The following is a 14,781-nucleotide window of genomic DNA, read 5'->3' as shown; positions in this document are numbered from 1 at the left end:
AATGATTGAAAAAATAAAATAATTGAAATGAAAAACAATTAGATTCCTTGCTTTTCAAATTCATTATCTAAAAATATGTTCATATTGTCAATAGCCAATTGGACCATTTCAGGGGAAGGTCCTCCAGGAACGTTTCTTATCTTAACGTTTTCAATTGGATTCAATGCATTGTGAATCAATTCATCATCAAGACCTAATTTTTCAAATCCAAGCTCTTCCGCAACATTATCAACATATTCTCCGTCAATTTCACTTGGATTCACTCCTTCAGCAACTGCCTCATTTACAATTCTACCTACAATCTTATGAGCTGTTCTGAATGGTATCTTTCTTTCCCTTACCATAATGTCTGCCAAGTCAGTAGCTGTAGCGAAGTTAGCTCCTGCTAACTCTAAGCATCTTTCTGTATTGAAAGTGACAGTCAAGAGCATATGGTTGACTATCTTTAAGGTATCATAAGCCACATCACATGCATTCCATAAGTGAGGAGTGATTTCCTGCAAATCTCTGTTGTAAGTGTATGGAATAGCTTTCAATATTGTAAGGATAGTTACAAGTTCACCGTTTACAATAGCGCATTTTGATCTTGCAACTTCCGCTACATCCGGGTTTTTCTTTTGTGGCATGATTGAAGATGTTGATGAGTATTCATCAGCCATTGAAACGATTCCAAACTCATAAGTGCTCCAAAGAACTAATTCCTCACAGATTTTGGATAATGTGGTGCAAAGAGCGCTTAAGTCAAATACAGTCTCTGCAATGTGGTCTCTTGAGGAAACACCATCCATGGAGTTTTCAAGATAATCATCAAATCCTAATAATTGAGTTGTCAATTCCCTATCAATTGGAAAACTTGTAGTTGCCATAGCAGCAGAACCTAATGGGTTTAGATTGACTCTCTTATAGGTGTCATCCAACCTTTGATAATCCCTTTTTAGTGCTTGTGCATGTGCCATCAAGTGATGAGCCAAGGTAACAGGCTGTGCATGCTGCAAGTGAGTGTATCCGATCATGACGGTTTCCTTATGCTCCTTTGCAAGCTCAAGGATACCTTCAATGAATTCAAGGATTCCGATTTGGATTTCAGTTATTCTGTCTCTTAAAAGAAGTCTTATGTCTGTTGCAACTTGGTCATTTCTTGACTTTGCAGTATGCATAAATCCTGCTTCAGGACCTACAAGCTTTGTTACATAGTTTTCTACAGCCATATGAACGTCTTCAACAGAATGGTCAAATTCAAGGGCATCAAAGCCTTCATCACTAAGCTTATCCAATGCTTCAAGGATCTTATCTGCTATTTCTTCATCTATAATTCCTTGTGCCTTAAGCATTGAAGTGTGAGCGTAATTGCATTGAATGTCTGCATCAAAGATAAATCTGTCAAATTCCAATGAAGAGGTGTATATTGCAGCTTCATCGGTCATTTCCTTTTCAAGTCTTCCAGTTCTAATTTTCACTCGTATCAACTCATTAAACAATAAATAAAAATAATCATAAGAATTTTTTAGCTTCATTTATAAACTCTTCAGCAAGCCATATATTCTCTTTTGCAGTGTCTAAATCAAAATCATCATAATTTGCATAACTTGCATCTTCTCTAATTGTTCTCGCCCTAGAGAATCTGGATGCCAACTCCCTATCAAATCCTTCATCGAGAACATACTTTTCACCGATTAATGTGATTACCCCATCATGTGTTTTAGGAGTTAAACCTTTCTTTAAAAGTAAAGCTCTTGCAATAGAGAACATTGCATAATAGGATAAGGTTACGGAATTTCTATATTTGCCTGCTTCCAAAAGAAGCTTGCTTGATTCCAAATCATCAATTGCAATTTCAATACAAGATTCTATTTCATCCAAGGACAATCCCCTCTTCTTCAATGTTTTTTAATAAGGAAAAATCTTGGATTTTATTTAATTTCTCTTCTGAAAAGACATGGACAGATATGAATTCCTTTTTATCAATAACAACATTGAAAACCTCTTCTCTTATTTTAGGTTCAATCAATTTAGCATAATTTGATACAACTAAAATATCAATATCTGAGTCTTCTGTATCTTCTTCTCTAGCTACAGAACCAAATAAAATTATTTTAGATATATACTCATTATTTATAGCCTTTGCAAAATCACGAGCAATTGCTAAACGGTTATTCATAATTATCACCTTATTATTAATAGTGTATATACATTTTATAAATAATAAATGTTTGTAGCGAAATCTAAAAAATAGACTAAAATAATTAAAAATGTAAAAACAGCTAAGTAAAAATATCTAAAAAATAGACTAAAATAATTAAAAATGTAAAAATAGCTAAGTAAAAAAATAATTAAAAAAAAGTAAAAAAGTAAAGTAAAGAATAAATCTATTCTTTAGCTTTCATTTCAGTGTATCCGCATTTACCGCAAGCGAATCTGTCACCGTGGTCAGCCATGAAGACACCTTCACCACAACGAGGACAGAATGGGTTTTTCCTTACGATTTTGTCTCCTTCTACAGTGTATAAATCTTTTTTATCAGGCATAATAATATCCTCCTAAACATTAATCATTTATTCTTCCGCTTCATCTTCTTCTTCAGCAGGAGCTTCTGGTTCTTTGTTCTTTTCAATGATGCTTGGTTTTTCTACATCAATTAAAGATGATTCTCTACCATATACTTTAGCGTAACCAGTTGCTTTAGGTTCACCGTATCCTGGTTGGATGTTGTCTACAACGATTAATTCTTTTTTAGTGTCAAGCATTGCAACTAATTTGCTTTTGACATCTAAAAGTTTAGGAGTTGGTTCTCCTACGTATGAAACATAAAATTTAACTTCAGTTCTATCAAATAAAACGTTTTCTTTCTTTTCAAAAATTTCGATTTCCATTATAAAAACCTCTCATTTTAGGGTTTGAATTTAATTAATTATAAAATACAATTAAACTAAGCCATTTCCTTAAAGTAAGTCATAAGCTTAGCAGCTTTGTCTTTTCCATCAGAAACATTTACAAAGACCAATCCCTCATTAGGTTGTCCATATAATATAACAGCATCTTCAGGTGCAACCAATAAGCATGGAAGAACAGCAAGATCCTCTTCCCCTTTAACTACAATAATGCGATTTTCGCTATCTTTCAAAGTTAAAGAAATGGCTTCCTCTATGGTTTCCCATAGATTTTCAGAGATTGTACCAGCAGGATTGTCTGCCTCTAAAATGTTTTCTGTACGAATAATATCATGATTATGATCTTTACGTTGAATACGATTGTCTATGATTCCCAAATCAGGAATCAAATCATTATCAACAAGATTTTTAGTGGTTTGATCACCAACAGAGATTAAGAAATTAGCTTCTTTAATCATAGGAATTGCATCTTCAAACTCAGGATACAATTTACCTAATGGCTTTTTGAATTCACCTATTAAATTCTCATCTAACTTAAACAAGTTTTAACCTCTATCAATAAATCTCCAATAATAATATTTTAATTAAATATTCGAGCAAAAAATATATAGTAAAATAATTATTATACTTTAATATTTATCTAATTTAAGATATATAAAGTTTAGCATGCAAATGCTCTAAATAGAGATAAATTAGTTAAAAAAAGAAAATAGTTTAGAGCAAGATACTCTAAACATTAGTAAGGATTTTTGTCTAGATTCTACAGACTGAATCCCAAAACTTGAATCTATTCAGCATCAGCGTAAAGATTACCTAAAGCTCTAGCGCCAAATAATGCTATAAATGGAGCTCCGACTAAAAATGCAACCAATACACCAATATATGGAATAGAAGTAATAATACCTAAAACAAATCCTAGAACGAGAGCGCAAATAAATAAAATAATGAACCATGCAATGAATCTTCCGATACCGATTGCTTGAATGTCAGCAATGACTTCCTTAAAGTTTATAGCTTCTCCGATATCACCATATTTAGCTAATCTGCACATTGCAATCTCTAATAATAAACCAAAGATGAGGTATAAAATTATTGCAACAATTCCAGTGATTGCAAGACCAGTGAATAATGGTGCCCAAAGATCTTGAGGAACTGCACTAATAGCCATGCTAGGATCAACTGTATCTGAAATGGTATTTCCTATAAACGCTAAAATTTCAGCCATAGCGGAATAGGTTCCAGAAACCCAACCTACAAGCAAAACGATTATTGTTGGGATGATGTAATAAACAATTTGCACAACCAATAATTTCAATCCGTCAATGAAATTCTCAAGAATATTTAAAGCAGGAATCTCATCCCCATGATTTATTGTTTCCTTTAAAACGCTTAATATATAACCTTCAGTTACAAAATAAAGAATTAATGAGACAATAGCCAATAAACTGATTACAGATCCATTAATTTCAATATTCCATGCAATTAATACTGAAGACAAATTAGCAATTAGGAAAATAACTCCAAATATTACTAATGCCTTATAATCTTTAGTAGGGTATACTAAAGCTTCTTTGAATAAATCTATTAAACTAGTCATAAAAAACCTCCAATTATACAAATAATTATAAAAATTACTTAATTAGATTTATAAAATCCAATAATATATTAAACAACATCTTATTTAAATTTTATTGTAAAAATACAAGTTTTTAATTAATTTTAGAATAAAATAAGCAAAAATAAATGATAAAAATAGCAAAATAGAAGAAATAATTAAAAATTAGAAAAAATAAGAAAATATTTAAAAAATAAAAAAAATAAAGTAAGAAAATTATCTTACTCTTAAAGCGTATTCGCCAGCTTTTGTAATTCCTAATTCACGAGCAACTTCAGACTCTTCAGGATCAGTTATGATTAAAAGTCCGCTCCAATTAGATGAAGTAGGGTTTTTACATTCTGGACATTGTTGCTTTTCAGTTAATAAATTACAATGTGTACAAGCGTATAACATTATTCTTCCACCTTAGCATTAGCTTTTTCAAGTGCTTTGTTCTTTTCAGCTTGAATCCATTCGAATTTACCTAAGTTAGGTTGTCTCATGGTAAGACCAATCTTAGATTCCTTAATGGATTTTCCTTTAAGACTTAAAGTAACTATTCTTGCTCTGATTCTATCTCCTTCAGTTAAGACCTTTTTGGATTCGTTACCTAAAAGAGATGCGTTTTTAGGATCGTAATTGATATAGTCATCAGTTACTTGAGATACGTGTACAAGACCTTCCATAGGACCAATTCTTACAAATGCACCGAATTCAGTAATGTCAGTCACTTCACCTTCAACAATTTCCTGTTGTTCAGGCTTGAAGAAAATCGCATTGAATACAACATTATGGTAAGCAGCACCATCACCCATAATGAGCACTCCTTCACCAATTTCCTCAATGCTGACAGCACCGACCATTAAACCTAAATTCTTATCGAGCTGTCCGACGTATTCCTCATTTAAAGTTTCAATAGCTACATCTTCAAGAGGTTCATCAAATCTGTAAGGTGGAATTCTTACAGTTCCCTCAATAGTTGTCATGTAATACAAAATAATCCCTCGTTTTAAGTGAAATTTAAATTTTAAATAAATTTGTAATAAAGCTAATTATAATAAATTTTATAATTTTATAAATTCTAATGAATTTAGTGAATTTTAAAGTAAATTATGAATATCAATTAAAAATATAATAATGAAACTATTTAAAGTTACTTATAATGCCAATGAATTAATTTAAATCAGATAACCTTCAACTGCCAGATATTTCTTTTGCCTAAGAATAACTAATGCAATTCCTTTTTTCTTCGCTTTCCTTCTTAGATTTGCATCATTTGTCGCCAAAACATTGGACACTCTAATCAATGCATCATCTACAGATTCGCCATCATTTAAAGGAATGTCTCTAATTTCAATTTCGCTGGATTGAGCAATTTTCAAGCCTAAGCCAGCAGCTAGTCTAACTTTTCCTTTGCTATTGTTCTTAAGGCCCTTAAGCTCATTAATAACAAATTTTGCAGTTACCAATTGATAATTAGGCAAAATTCTTTTGAATTCCTCTAGAATATCCACATTGAATTGAAAAGGAATCATAAAAAAGTTAGTATCAATGAATACTTCTCTTTTATCTCCAGATTCCATGTTATCACTGACTAAATTTTAAAATGAAATTCAATAATTTAAGATATTAAACTTATTGAATTATACCAAATCCAATTAATCTCCAACGTGCACCTACTCTACGGGATAAAGCTACTCTGTCCCCTTTGTCTGCACATACAGGCAATTTCAATGCAACGCTAACGTTTTTCTTAACTTTGGTCACTACACCGATGGTGGTGGTTGTACCACAGTTAATCATTAAAGGTTCCTTGATTTTAATTGGATCCACTTTTCTTTCATCTTTAGTTCCTACAACACGTTCCAATAGCTCAGTTTTCATGTCAAAGCTATGCAATACTTCAGGCAAAGTACCTTCAGCACCAGCAACGGAACCAGATAATGAATCTGCTTTGGTTAATGCAGGGTCTAATTTGGTAGCTACACCAATAAGTCCACCAGGACCTACCTCTTCAACAGATTCTCCACCAGCTTCCAATCCAATGATTTCAGAAGTCAAGCTGATCCATTTGTTCTGTTTGCTTTCCTTGACATTGATTCCAGGTCTAATTTCAATGATATCTCCTAACTTAAGAGTACCTTGAACTAAACTTCCACCGATTACTCCACCTTTAATCTTTTTAGGGTGGGAACCAGGCTTGTTAATGTCAAATGATCTAGCTACATGCATTCTAGCAGGTTTGTCTAATTCTTTTTCTGGTGTAATTATAACATCATTGATAGCTTTAATGAGAATATCGATATTAGCTCCTTGCTGAGCAGATACTGGAATGATTGGTGCATCTTCTGCACAGGTGCCTTTTACAAACTCCTTGATTTCATTGTAGCTTTCAACAGCCCTTTCTCTAGGAACAATATCAACCTTGTTTTGAACTACAACTACATCTTTAACACCGATAACATCAAGTGCCATCAAGTGTTCCTTGGTTTGTGGTTGCGGACATTCCTCGTTAGCTGCAATTACCAATACAGCACCATCCATAATCGCTGCACCGGATAACATGGTAGCCATTAAGGTTTCGTGTCCTGGAGCATCTACAAATGATACTTTTCTAATTACTTCAGTTTCACTTCCACAATGTTCACAAACATCCTTAGTAGTGTAACATAAAGGCTCTTCACAATTAGGACATTTTCTAAATTCAATATCAGCATATCCTAAACGGATTGAAATACCTCTTTTTGTTTCTTCACTGTGAGTATCTGTCCATACACCAGATAATGCTTTAGTAAGTGTTGTCTTTCCGTGATCGACATGGCCCACAAGTCCTATGTTTACATCAGATTGAACTTTCACAGATTACACCTTTAATTTTTTTAAATAAATAATTTGAATTAAATAATAAACATAAATGAATATTAGTTAATAATGATAATTAATAATAAATTCAACAATGAAATTTATATTAATATTGAATTACACTTATGAATAATCTCACTTTTTAAATTAAAATCATATTTATAATTCAATTTTAATATAAACATGATTTAATGCTTTTAATAATAAAATATAATAAAAATTTAATTTAATAATTTTAAATAAAAATTATTTTAATTTACTAAATAAAAATTTAATTTCAATAATTTCAAATAAAATTATTTTACTTTTTAATTCAATGAAAAATTGAAAAATAATAATGAAATGGGAATTTCATTATAAATTTCATTAATCATTTGGCTATCTGATTATTCTTCTGCTTCCTCTTCTTCAGGATTTAAGATATCAGATATGGATTTGCTACCTGCTTTGGTAACAATAGTGTTAATTAAAACAATATCTTCAGAGATAGTGTTTCCTCTTACGGTTTTTCTTCTTTTAACACCATCGCCTTTAGGTTTGTAGCCTACTCCACCGGTTAAAAGACTTTTGATTCTTCTAGGACCATCAACGTCTTTTTTCATAGCGAATCCGTTTTTGTCACTACCACCAGTGATTTTTAAAGTGTAGCCATCTAAACCAACGATTTGACCATCGAATTCTTCTCCGATTTTTAAACCGTTTAATTGTTTTCCATCATCAACTTCTAATTGATAACTTAATTCTTTTTCAGATACAACAATTTTAAATGCCAATAAAATTCCTCCTTTTATTTTTCGGAATTTAATCTTTCCTAATCTCTAGTATTTATTCTATAATCTTAAATATATGTGAAATCATCATCAAATTATATTGTTAAATGAAATTTCTAGAATCTTATTGAAATATGAACTAATGATTTAATTAATATTCAAAAAGACCGAATTTACCCCAATCTGGATCTCTTCTGCGTTTGATTTCCAGGATTTCATCAAGGGCCATGAATTCGTCTTCATTCAATTTGTCCTTAAACTCTCTTTCCAAGATCTTGTAATGCTTTTCAGGGATGTCTACATATAATGTGTCTCCCTCTTCAAAGTCCTTTCCAGCTACAGCATCGTTGATAGCCATAGCAACCCTTTGACCTCTTGAAATTGCAGTCAAGGTTTCGCCCTTATCTTCCATACTGGCAATGGTACCTACATAGTCTCCATTTGCACTCATTAAAGCATATCCTTGCTTAACGGTTCCTGCTTCAACTTCAATACCGCAAATGGCAGGTTTGCTTTGCCTGAATATGAGTTTTGGAAGAATCATGAACTTAGCAGGTTTGATGATTGCATCAAGCCATTGCTTTTTCTGAGCTTCTTTTCTCTCTTGGACCCAAGCTTCATAATCTTCAGTGATCTGATAGATTACATCACCTTGGAAGAGCTTAACGCCAGAATTATTTAAATCGTCAAGAGCCTTTGGATGTACCTTTACATTAAATGCAATGATTACACCATGCTCGATGTTTTCGTCCTTAGCAATGGATGCATCGATTACATCCCTCTTGTTTACATCACCGATTTCTGCAGACCTAATTGGAATTTCCATTTCCTTAAGCAAGTGAACAACCGCTTCAAGGGAACCTAAAGTGTCTGCCTTAACGAATAAACCTTCATCATCAGTATCAACGGTAATGTCCTCCAATTCCTTCAACAATTCCGCTTCAACATCCTCATCCTCATTCAATACTCTAAGAGGGGAACCTGAAACGACATCATCAAGATTTGGAGCAGCTATCTTGATACCTGCTGCTGCAACAACCTCATCAACCTTTTTGAATTTCTTCTTGGAATCTCTCATCTCTTCAAGAGGGAGAGGCCTTAAGATAGATCTGATTTTGGTTTTTACAACATTGTTTGCATCCATCAAAGCAATCTCATCACCATCACGGAGCACACCATCATAGATAATGCTATCAACGGTCACTCCAAGACCGGTTTCTTCCTTGACTTCCAATACAGTTCCTTTTGCAGGAGCGTCTTCGTGGATTTCCAATTGTTCAGTCAAGTATTCCTGAGCAAGACCAAGCAACATTGCAATAAGCTCAATGATACCTTCACCTGATTTTGCACAGATTGGAATGATTGTAATTTGGCTTGCAAAGTCAGTGACTCTGTCGAATCTTTCAGACTGGAATCCTTCCTCATGCAATTTTCCAATGAGCTCATAGATTTTCAAGTCCAAATCGGTTTGAACTCTTGGAGCTTGCTCTTTAAAGCTTTCCATAAAGGAAGCGCCTTCATGGATATCCCATCCAAAGATTCTGTCAATCTTATTTGCTACAACGATAAATGGAGTTTTATACATTTTCAATATATTGATTGCCTCATAGGTTTGAGGTTTGAAACCTTCGTTTATGTCAACAATTAAAATAGCCAAATCCGCTAAAGCTCCACCACGTTTACGAAGTGATGTAAATGCAGCATGCCCAGGAGTGTCTACAAAAAACAAACCAGGAATTGTATCCTTAATTGATAATCTAGCTATAAAATCGCCACATATTTCATTAATTGTATCTATTGGTATTTCAGTAGCTCCGATGTGCTGGGTAATTCCTCCAGCTTCCCTATCAGCTACAGTACTTCCTCTGATATAATCCAAAAGGGTAGTTTTACCATGGTCTACATGACCTAAAACAGATACAATTGGGGATCTAATCTTCATATAACTCCACTCACAACTAAATAATTCAATAATTCAATAAATTTAAACAATAATAATTTTAATTCGATTATAGACAACGAATTGATTTTTTAAGAAATCTGAATCTATTCGTAAATCCAAGCGTTATCAGACATGGAATAATCGCAAATTTCTTCTTCATCGAAGAAAAGAGCAATTTCTCTTTTAGCAGATTCAGGTGCATCAGATGCGTGGATAATGTTTCTTCCAGTATCCATACCGAAATCTCCTCTAATGGTTCCAACATCTGCTTCTTTAGGATTGGTTGCTCCTACCATTTTTCTGATTACAGAAATAGCATCGTCTCCTTCAATAACCATGGTTAAAGCTGGAGCGGAAGTGATGTATTCCACTAAACCGTTGAAAAATGGTTTTTCAGAGTGTTCTCCATAATGTTCTTTTGCTAAATCTTCGTCAATTTGTCTTAATTTCATAGCTACGATTTTAAGACCTTTAGCTTCAAAACGGCTTAAAACTTGACCCATTAAACGTCTAGATACCGCATCAGGTTTCATCATTACAAAGCTTCTTTCAATCATTGTTTAACCCATTTAACTTTTCTTGGTACTCTACCAAGTTTGATCATATTTTTTTCACATTTACTACTACAGAAGAAATAGATGGATCCGTCTTTCTTAACGTACATTTTACCGGTACCTTCTTCTATTTCTTTACCACAGAATGAACAAGTTCTCATGTTAAAACACCTTCTTTAAGTAAGATAAGCTCATAATAACCTAAGTTATTAAGGAGTTCTGATCTCCTTAGCTTCTCTGATTGTGTCGAGTAACATTAAAATATCGCCTTCACGTACAGGGCCCATGATATTTCTTGTTAAAATTCTTCCTTTGTCTCTTCCATCGAGGATTCTGCATTTTACTTGCATGATTTCTCCAGTCATACCAGTTCTGTTTAGAACTTCAATAACTTCTGCTGGACTTCCTTCTTCCATATTATCACCTATTAATTATTTTGAAGATATGTATCTTCTAAGGCGCAATACTTATTCTTTAAGTTCTGCAACTTTTTCAACAACTTCTGCTACTAAGTCAGCAGCATCTCCAGCATCTACAATACAAGCGGAAGCAGTTCCAACACTTAAACCAGCAGCGGCACCAACTTTGTCTTTGGTTGCTAAGTATACGTAAGGAATTTCTTTTTCTTCAGCGAGAACAGGAATGTGAGCAACGATTTCAGCAGGGTCAACATCTTCAGCGATAACGACTAAAGCTGCGTTTCCTCTTTCGATAAATTTAGTTACTTCGTTAGTTCCTTTTGCTACTTTACCAGTATTTTGTGCTACTTCTAAAGCTTCTTCTGCTTTGTTAGCGATTTCTTCAGGTGTGTCAAATTTTACATAAATGTTTGCCATATAATTTACCTCCTTTTTCATCTGGCTTTTTGCCATCCATCGGCAAAATAATTACTATAAAAATCAGTAAAATAATCAAATATTAATAAAATAATCAATTTCCATCAATTATAGATAAAACCTTTTAAATATGATACATAAGATTAAATCAATTTGAAATCTCTTTAAATATAATATCATAATAAAAAGTTAGCTTATAGAAGCTAAAAAATATTCAATTATAATTACAGATTTAAAGTTTTAATCTATAACTCTAAATATTATATCCACATCACTAAATAATAAAGCCTAAAATAAAAGTAAAAAGTTTTTATTCTAGTTTAATATTTTCAATGAATATTATTAGTTTTTAGTAAAATCAGCTAATAATATAAAATTTTTCAATTTAGTATTAATGAAATAAATTCTAGAGAACTAGACATAATAAAATATATTATTTATAGTATATAAATGTTATTAGAAAAATAGGTTTTAAAAGAAAAATAACTAGCAATTTAAGCCAATTATTTAATGATACTTAAAAAAAATAAAAATAAAGAGTTCGTAAAAAGGCGTAAGAAAGAGATAAAAGTAAAAATTACTTAAATCTAGATCCAAATCCGAAAATACTAAACAGCAATCTTATTTGATTGCTAATTTAATGTCTTCAGCTTTTACAGTTTTTCTACCTGCGTGGCGTGCAAAGTTAACTGCTTTTTGAGCAATTTCGTTTCCGTATTCTTCGATTGCTTCAGCTAATTCAGCTTTAGCTGCATCAGCTACTCTTTCAGCACCAGCATTTTTTAATATTCTTCCGATAGGAGCGATTGGTAATTCCATATTTAACACCTCAAATTTCTATAATAGTAATTGTATATTTTTTAATATATAAATATATCTATAAAAATGCTTGAAATTCAAAATCATTTACATATTTCAATTAAATATTTATAAAGAATATTAAAAATTTTTTAATTCAAATCTTAACAAAAAATATAAAAATAATCCAAAATTCATTAAAAAATATTATACCAAAATGAAAAACAATAAAAAATATTGAAAAAATCAAAGATTAAAAGAAAAATATTAAAAAAATCAAAAAAATATGGAATTTAAATAGAGTTAAGAATTTAAAAAAATAATAAGAAAATGAAAAAAAATAATAAGAAAAATAGAAAATTAATCAATTCTCTATCATTATCAGCTTGCCCGTATTGGAATCCTTGTAGACCTTTCCCAATTCAGCATACCCTTCTCCTGAACTTGAACTTACATCAGGAGTCTCATTCAACTGCTTTCCTTGATCTATCTCTGTTACCTGCTTCATGGCATTGATAGCATCCTGCCTCTGTTCTGGATTGATATCCTCATTGAATACAATTGCCTGCATGTTCCATGAGATGACTAGAAACACCAGGAGACCTACTGCTATTACAAGCATTGCATCAACCAAGTTGGCAACACCAGTCATTGGGTCTTCCTCTTCCTCCTCAAAAGCAGTCTTTCGATTAAGCTTAACCATACTTTTTCACCTTAAATTTTTTTGATTCTGGTGAGTACCACATCGGTTAATACATCTATGTTTGCTATGTATTCACTGTACCATCTGCGTCTGATCTTACTGATTACATAAGCAAGTGCACCTGCACCAATACCAACAACAGTGGTGTCAAAAGCAACAATGATAGCATTGGACAAAGTCACAATGTCACCGCTACCTAAAGCAGCAAGACCAGGACCCATAGGAATCAAAGTACCCATCAACCCAAGAGTAGGGCCGATACGAGTGATAATATCAGTGTATGAGAGTCTTTTCTCCAATTTCTTTTCTCTTGAATTGACTAATTTCTTTGCAAGTGCTATTCTTGATTCAAGGTCAAGATCAGTGTCTGTAATCTCCCTTAAGTCATTCTTCATTGAATTTGGAATCTCTGAAGATTGTACTATATTCAATATTTCCTCTTGACTGTTTGCATTTGAGATCTCATTGATTAATCTTTTCATCTCCACATTGGAAACAGTCTTTCTATGCCTAAATTCCCTGATCAATCCACCTAACAGTATGATTGCTCCTATTGCAAACAACAATAGGAAAATGATTACAGGGATTTGAAGACTTTGGCTAACCAAATCCAAAGTAGATGTTAAAATGTTAGTGCCAACCATATAAAATTACTCCTCCTAAAAACTATACAATATAATTAAAAACATGACTAATTAAAATAAATAATTTATATAAAAGTTATTGTTTAATTCATCGAATCATTAAAATAAATGAATAAATATTCTAATCTTAAATTTTATAAATTGTTTATCTAGATAAGACAATTAATAAATCACATAATCTATTAATTTTAAAATCAAAAAACAAAACTTAATCCTTTAATTTTAAAATTAAAAAATTAAAAAAAAGCATTTGCCAAAAAAATAATAATTTAGAGGTTTATTATCTAAAAATTATGAAGCTTAAATTTGATATTTTTTGGCAAACACTCCATCATAAACAAAAATTTTAACTATTCTTCTTCCTCTTTATCCTTCTGACGCTTATATCCAACAAGCAACAATAACAATGCAACAATACAAATTAGTCCTAATTGGAAATAATCTGAAGACTTGCTAACTACATTGTCATGCTCATCAATCTCATAGGCATTCTTATCAACTTCTGACGGAGAGTTGGAAGCAGAACCTGCAGATGAAGAAGCAGCTGCAATGCTCAAACCGGAATCCCCAACAGAATAATAGGTAGAATTCAAATCACCATGAGTAGCATTTGACTTGCTAAAGCGACTATTCCTGCCATTGACATCTGAATCAAAATGGAATCCTCCACGGCCGGAACCATTGCCAAGGCCCCCAAAATGAGCATTTCCATCCTCACTCAGCCAGGACAAGCTAAATCCATTGCCTTTTGGACTTTGATAATTCTTCAGCCAATCAGGCAAATCCTGCTGGGACATATGGCGAACAGGATTGGAACCATTGGTATTATACCTTACAACATTATTTGTACCTTGGCCTCCAATTGCCACAGCCTTGTCACCACCTTCGCCACGACCGGTAACCAAAATGTTATACATGACATTTGTATCGCTGGTAGTGGAATCCAATAAACCCTGATTCAAGCTGATTGCAATAGGTCCTGGAACTGTGACATTATTATACTTGATTTGATATTTATGATTGCCGCCAGTGCTCTGGGCATAACTTATGCCATAAATGCGATCACCATCATGATATCCGCCAACAGTATCCACTATTATTGTATTGTTAAGTATTCTGTCATCAGAGTCTTGCACCTCAATTCCTGCAACCAACGCATACATATGACTTCCAGCCTTGCCTGTAAT

At 32.6% G+C, this 14,781-nt stretch carries 20 protein-coding genes and 1 pseudogene; all 21 read right to left on the bottom strand.

Features of this window, described 5'->3' with window-relative positions:
• Positions 1-38: 38 nt before the first annotated feature.
• Positions 39-1,457, bottom strand: a complete 1,419-nt coding sequence (gene argH, locus ACJMLB_RS01040) for an argininosuccinate lyase (protein WP_405322958.1) — start codon at positions 1,455-1,457, stop codon at positions 39-41.
• A gap of 34 nt (positions 1,458-1,491) precedes the next feature.
• Positions 1,492-1,860: a HEPN domain-containing protein gene (locus ACJMLB_RS01035; RefSeq protein WP_295606142.1), complete on the bottom strand. Its 369-nt coding sequence runs from the start codon at positions 1,858-1,860 to the stop codon at positions 1,492-1,494.
• Positions 1,853-2,158: a nucleotidyltransferase domain-containing protein gene (locus ACJMLB_RS01030; RefSeq protein WP_295606139.1), complete on the bottom strand. Its 306-nt coding sequence runs from the start codon at positions 2,156-2,158 to the stop codon at positions 1,853-1,855. The genes ACJMLB_RS01035 and ACJMLB_RS01030 overlap by 8 nt, the downstream gene beginning before the upstream one ends.
• Before the next feature lie 208 nt (positions 2,159-2,366).
• Positions 2,367-2,525 carry a 30S ribosomal protein S27ae gene (locus ACJMLB_RS01025; RefSeq protein WP_292777618.1) on the bottom strand — a complete coding sequence of 53 codons (159 nt, stop codon included), beginning with the start codon at positions 2,523-2,525 and terminating at the stop codon, positions 2,367-2,369.
• 27 nt (positions 2,526-2,552) lie between these two features.
• On the bottom strand, positions 2,553-2,870 hold the full coding sequence (locus ACJMLB_RS01020; RefSeq protein ID WP_295606135.1) for a 30S ribosomal protein S24e: 318 nt from the start codon (positions 2,868-2,870) through the stop codon (positions 2,553-2,555).
• Positions 2,871-2,926: 56 nt separating this feature from the next.
• On the bottom strand, positions 2,927-3,430 hold the full coding sequence (locus tag ACJMLB_RS01015; protein WP_405322954.1) for a GTP-dependent dephospho-CoA kinase family protein: 504 nt from the start codon (positions 3,428-3,430) through the stop codon (positions 2,927-2,929).
• Between the two features lie 245 nt (positions 3,431-3,675).
• Positions 3,676-4,485: a DUF4013 domain-containing protein gene (locus tag ACJMLB_RS01010; protein ID WP_405322952.1), complete on the bottom strand. Its 810-nt coding sequence runs from the start codon at positions 4,483-4,485 to the stop codon at positions 3,676-3,678.
• Positions 4,486-4,719: 234 nt separating this feature from the next.
• Complete coding sequence (gene spt4, locus ACJMLB_RS01005) at positions 4,720-4,899, bottom strand: transcription elongation factor subunit Spt4 (RefSeq protein WP_405322950.1); 180 nt, start codon at positions 4,897-4,899, stop codon at positions 4,720-4,722.
• Positions 4,899-5,471: a DNA-directed RNA polymerase gene (locus tag ACJMLB_RS01000; protein ID WP_296856759.1), complete on the bottom strand. Its 573-nt coding sequence runs from the start codon at positions 5,469-5,471 to the stop codon at positions 4,899-4,901. The genes spt4 and ACJMLB_RS01000 overlap by 1 nt, the downstream gene beginning before the upstream one ends.
• A gap of 192 nt (positions 5,472-5,663) precedes the next feature.
• The gene (locus ACJMLB_RS00995) at positions 5,664-6,068 is read right to left on the bottom strand and encodes a PIN domain-containing protein (protein WP_405322948.1); all 405 of its coding nucleotides are present in this window, start codon (positions 6,066-6,068) and stop codon (positions 5,664-5,666) included.
• A gap of 52 nt (positions 6,069-6,120) precedes the next feature.
• A complete protein-coding gene (locus ACJMLB_RS00990; protein WP_405322946.1) occupies positions 6,121-7,344 on the bottom strand; it encodes a translation initiation factor IF-2 subunit gamma in 1,224 nt (407 codons plus the stop codon).
• Between the two features lie 389 nt (positions 7,345-7,733).
• Positions 7,734-8,120: a 30S ribosomal protein S6e gene (locus ACJMLB_RS00985; protein WP_292788680.1), complete on the bottom strand. Its 387-nt coding sequence runs from the start codon at positions 8,118-8,120 to the stop codon at positions 7,734-7,736.
• Between the two features lie 148 nt (positions 8,121-8,268).
• On the bottom strand, positions 8,269-10,059 hold the full coding sequence (gene infB / locus ACJMLB_RS00980) for a translation initiation factor IF-2 (protein ID WP_405322943.1): 1,791 nt from the start codon (positions 10,057-10,059) through the stop codon (positions 8,269-8,271).
• A gap of 104 nt (positions 10,060-10,163) precedes the next feature.
• Positions 10,164-10,616, bottom strand: a complete 453-nt coding sequence (gene ndk / locus ACJMLB_RS00975; protein WP_295606120.1) for a nucleoside-diphosphate kinase — start codon at positions 10,614-10,616, stop codon at positions 10,164-10,166.
• Positions 10,613-10,774, bottom strand: coding sequence for a 50S ribosomal protein L24e (locus ACJMLB_RS00970; RefSeq protein ID WP_067146875.1), 162 nt, complete (start codon positions 10,772-10,774; stop codon positions 10,613-10,615). Before ACJMLB_RS00970 ends, ndk begins: the two co-directional genes overlap by 4 nt.
• Positions 10,775-10,822: 48 nt before the next feature.
• Positions 10,823-11,029 (bottom strand): 30S ribosomal protein S28e, encoded by a 207-nt coding sequence (locus ACJMLB_RS00965; RefSeq protein ID WP_292777638.1) that lies wholly within the window; start codon positions 11,027-11,029, stop codon positions 10,823-10,825.
• A 51-nt stretch (positions 11,030-11,080) separates the two neighbouring features.
• Entirely contained in the window at positions 11,081-11,449 is a 369-nt protein-coding gene (gene rpl7ae, locus ACJMLB_RS00960) for a 50S ribosomal protein L7Ae (protein WP_292777681.1), read from the bottom strand.
• A 621-nt stretch (positions 11,450-12,070) separates the two neighbouring features.
• Complete coding sequence (locus ACJMLB_RS00955) at positions 12,071-12,268, bottom strand: histone family protein (protein WP_292788330.1); 198 nt, start codon at positions 12,266-12,268, stop codon at positions 12,071-12,073.
• A 343-nt stretch (positions 12,269-12,611) separates the two neighbouring features.
• Positions 12,612-12,950, bottom strand: coding sequence for a DUF2149 domain-containing protein (locus tag ACJMLB_RS00950; protein WP_304136287.1), 339 nt, complete (start codon positions 12,948-12,950; stop codon positions 12,612-12,614).
• A gap of 11 nt (positions 12,951-12,961) precedes the next feature.
• On the bottom strand, positions 12,962-13,594 hold the full coding sequence (locus ACJMLB_RS00945; protein WP_405322939.1) for a MotA/TolQ/ExbB proton channel family protein: 633 nt from the start codon (positions 13,592-13,594) through the stop codon (positions 12,962-12,964).
• Between the two features lie 350 nt (positions 13,595-13,944).
• Positions 13,945-14,781 (bottom strand): annotated as a pseudogene (locus ACJMLB_RS00940) (hypothetical protein); the annotation flags it as partial.

Source organism: Methanobrevibacter sp., assembly GCF_045114555.1.
Lineage (GTDB): Archaea > Methanobacteriota > Methanobacteria > Methanobacteriales > Methanobacteriaceae > Methanobrevibacter.
The sequence above is the reverse complement of the archived record's forward strand: the minus strand, read 5'-3'. Positions and strand labels throughout refer to the sequence as shown.

What these genes read in the sequence shown, in the direction of transcription:
- ACJMLB_RS01030 (WP_295606139.1), bottom strand. Translation starts at nt 2,158, where the DNA reads ATGAATAACCGTTTAGCAATTGCTCGTGATTTTGCAAAGGCTATAAAT.
- ACJMLB_RS01025 (WP_292777618.1), bottom strand. Translation starts at nt 2,525, where the DNA reads ATGCCTGATAAAAAAGATTTATACACTGTAGAAGGAGACAAAATCGTA.
- ACJMLB_RS01020 (WP_295606135.1), bottom strand. Translation starts at nt 2,870, where the DNA reads ATGGAAATCGAAATTTTTGAAAAGAAAGAAAACGTTTTATTTGATAGA.
- ACJMLB_RS01010 (WP_405322952.1), bottom strand. Translation starts at nt 4,485, where the DNA reads ATGACTAGTTTAATAGATTTATTCAAAGAAGCTTTAGTATACCCTACT.
- spt4 (WP_405322950.1), bottom strand. Translation starts at nt 4,899, where the DNA reads ATGTTATACGCTTGTACACATTGTAATTTATTAACTGAAAAGCAACAA.
- ACJMLB_RS01000 (WP_296856759.1), bottom strand. Translation starts at nt 5,471, where the DNA reads ATGACAACTATTGAGGGAACTGTAAGAATTCCACCTTACAGATTTGAT.
- ACJMLB_RS00995 (WP_405322948.1), bottom strand. Translation starts at nt 6,068, where the DNA reads ATGGAATCTGGAGATAAAAGAGAAGTATTCATTGATACTAACTTTTTT.
- infB (WP_405322943.1), bottom strand. Translation starts at nt 10,059, where the DNA reads ATGAAGATTAGATCCCCAATTGTATCTGTTTTAGGTCATGTAGACCAT.
- ndk (WP_295606120.1), bottom strand. Translation starts at nt 10,616, where the DNA reads ATGATTGAAAGAAGCTTTGTAATGATGAAACCTGATGCGGTATCTAGA.
- ACJMLB_RS00970 (WP_067146875.1), bottom strand. Translation starts at nt 10,774, where the DNA reads ATGAGAACTTGTTCATTCTGTGGTAAAGAAATAGAAGAAGGTACCGGT.
- ACJMLB_RS00965 (WP_292777638.1), bottom strand. Translation starts at nt 11,029, where the DNA reads ATGGAAGAAGGAAGTCCAGCAGAAGTTATTGAAGTTCTAAACAGAACT.
- rpl7ae (WP_292777681.1), bottom strand. Translation starts at nt 11,449, where the DNA reads ATGGCAAACATTTATGTAAAATTTGACACACCTGAAGAAATCGCTAAC.
- ACJMLB_RS00955 (WP_292788330.1), bottom strand. Translation starts at nt 12,268, where the DNA reads ATGGAATTACCAATCGCTCCTATCGGAAGAATATTAAAAAATGCTGGT.
- ACJMLB_RS00950 (WP_304136287.1), bottom strand. Translation starts at nt 12,950, where the DNA reads ATGGTTAAGCTTAATCGAAAGACTGCTTTTGAGGAGGAAGAGGAAGAC.
- ACJMLB_RS00945 (WP_405322939.1), bottom strand. Translation starts at nt 13,594, where the DNA reads ATGGTTGGCACTAACATTTTAACATCTACTTTGGATTTGGTTAGCCAA.